This is a genomic window from Halorubrum sp. AJ67, assembly GCF_000513435.1.
The window spans coordinates 15,871-18,178 of sequence record NZ_CBVY010000026.1 but is presented as its reverse complement, the minus strand read 5'-3'; the positions used below and the strand labels follow the sequence as shown (position 1 = coordinate 18,178).

3 protein-coding genes are annotated in these 2,308 nt (G+C 61.0%); all 3 read right to left on the bottom strand.

Annotation, left to right across the window (positions count from 1 at the left end; translation table 11 throughout):
• Positions 1-216: 216 nt before the first annotated feature.
• On the bottom strand, positions 217-1,167 hold the full coding sequence (locus tag BN903_RS14330) for a hypothetical protein (protein WP_048078372.1): 951 nt from the start codon (positions 1,165-1,167) through the stop codon (positions 217-219).
• A complete protein-coding gene (locus BN903_RS17715; RefSeq protein ID WP_195155825.1) occupies positions 1,164-1,586 on the bottom strand; it encodes a hypothetical protein in 423 nt (140 codons plus the stop codon). Before BN903_RS17715 ends, BN903_RS14330 begins: the two co-directional genes overlap by 4 nt.
• A 252-nt stretch (positions 1,587-1,838) precedes the next feature.
• Positions 1,839-2,078 (bottom strand): hypothetical protein, encoded by a 240-nt coding sequence (locus BN903_RS14320; RefSeq protein WP_079890691.1) that lies wholly within the window; start codon positions 2,076-2,078, stop codon positions 1,839-1,841.
• Positions 2,079-2,308: the final 230 nt, after the last annotated feature.

Below are 2,308 nucleotides of genomic sequence, written 5' to 3'. Positions count from 1 at the left end.
GCTGATATCCTATTCTCCGGACATGTTCTCGCCCGAAACAGCCGTTCGATGAGATCTGCTTATTGAGTGTCGAGATTGCTACTAGCTCAAAGAAATGTCCCGATAGCTATGCGAGATACAGCGCGCGTGTGTATGAAAATCACTCGTGAGTGATCGTTTTACTCATCGACAGGAGAAAATTGAGCAGGACGCGGCGTGTCTCCCGCCTGTAAGAGATCAGTAGTTCATCAGATCGAAAAGCAGAGCTCTCACACGCGATTCGAGGCTCCGGTTAACGCTCCCAGCCGGCCGGCGCGCGCGTGTGTCCCCGTACCGGTCGATCTTGGTTTCAATGCGATACGTCAGCGACCGCTCTCCAGCGCCGTCTTGAAGGTCAATGACGACGGCACGATTGTCGACGATCCGCCGGAGTCGCCCCGTCTTACGGTGTAGTGTCACCTCTATCCAACAGTCGCCGAACGCCGACGCCGAAATGGGTGCGAACGGCAGTGGAACGACCTGTGCGTACGCATCTGCTCCGGTGACGCGGTACGTGACGGTCGCGTCATCGGCAGCGGTTCGCGTCCAGTCGGTCCGGTGAGGGCGGATGAAATCACGACCGACTGGCTCGAAGGCTCGCTCGTAGTCACCGTCGGGTATGTGTCCGCTCCGCTTGTCTGAGACGCGTACAGCGTCTCCCTCTGGCGTCGGCGCATCGTGGTCATAGAGCCAAGCTCCGTCTGTGATGTAGCGCACGTTCGTCAACGGAAGGTCGTAACTATCGTTGAGCACTCGGTTGTAGTGAAGGAGCGCCCACAGCGTCTGATGGGGCGTGATGTACTCCCTGTCAGGGGCGTCCGCGAGACGACTGCTGTTTGTCAGCGGCGTCTCGAACGTCGTTAGCGTGTGGAGGTGCCGCCGTCGTGAGGGTTCGTGCCACAGCTTGCGGATATCGAGGTCATACGGTGTCTCACCGGTCCAATCTTCCAGAACCCGGACCTTGGTGACGGCTCGATGATCGACAGCGTGGCGATGTCGAGCAGCCGCAATAATACGCTCACGCGGCGATTCGCCTGTCGGCAGCGCCGGGTCGTATGGACGAATGTCTGTAACCCGGAGGCCACCGTACCCCGTGATCGTACCGAGGGCCGTTATGCCCGCCCCGGCGAGGAACCTCCGTCGGTTCATTCGCCACCCTCGGAACGAGTCATCTCCGGCCGCCAGTTACCGACCGCCTGCGAGTTCTGCTGCTCTGGGCCCTCCCAGACCACATGGGTCGTCGCCGGGGCCGAGATCTCGTGATGTAGCGTCGCTCCGGGTGTAAGTGGGAACTCGGAGGCCGTGTCGGTATCGTCCCGGTCGACCCACACCGTCTCAACGCCTTCGGGGTCTGGTGTGATTACACTGAGTCGCCCGGTGTTTTCGGCCGTCAAGCGGTTGCCACGATCGAACGTTACGATGAGTACAGATCGGTCGGGGTCCCAGTCGAAGGAGGCGAAAACGTTCGGGGCACTGGTCGGGTATGACTCCGTTAAGGGGCCAGTCGGTGTAAGCGAGCAGCCGGCGAGAGCGGGAGTGAGTGCTACAAGGAGGGAACGCCGATACACACGTTGTTGATGTTGCGAACGCGTAAATAAGGTTAGGCAACCGCCTCCACGAACCGGAGAGAAATACGATTACCCCACCGCCCGCTTGCGGAATCTATCCGCGAATCATTTTAGAATTCTGATATAACATGGCTAGATCCGTACTGTGTGTCAGTATGTGGATCACCTGTGCTGAGCGACTGAGAGAGCAAAATTGTCAATTTCTATTGAATTCAACAAGGCTGGCCGTACTTACCCGAGGCCAGAGGCGGGTCAGCGCCGTCGCCCGGGTCGTCGCCGCCCGCCGCTGAACTCCGCTGCGAGCCGTCCGAGGTACCACACGACCGCCAATCCGAGGAGGAAGCCGCCGCCGAGCGCGGCGAGCAACTGGACCGGCGACGGGTTGAGCTGGAGCGCGATCAGCGGCGGCGAGACGGTGACGATCGCGAGCAACACGAGCTTTATTTTCCGGTTCCCGGCGTCCCGCTCCGCCTCGGAGATCGGTCCTACCACGGCGATCCCCCCTTCCGCGTTCCGACGACCGTCGACGCTGCGCTCATGCGTCCACCACGCCCCCGGCGACCATCAAGGCCACGAACCGAACCCGTTCGTCCGGGTCAGGGCCCCCGATCCGGGCGGTCACGCCTCTCGTCCTGCCGAAGGTCTGCCCATTCTGTCCGGGCGGGTAAAAGCGTCTCGACCGTTTACGCCGGTAGCGGCCCGTTACGCGCGTGAACGATCTC

What these genes read in the sequence shown, in the direction of transcription:
- BN903_RS14330 (WP_048078372.1), bottom strand. Translation starts at nt 1,167, where the DNA reads ATGAACCGACGGAGGTTCCTCGCCGGGGCGGGCATAACGGCCCTCGGT.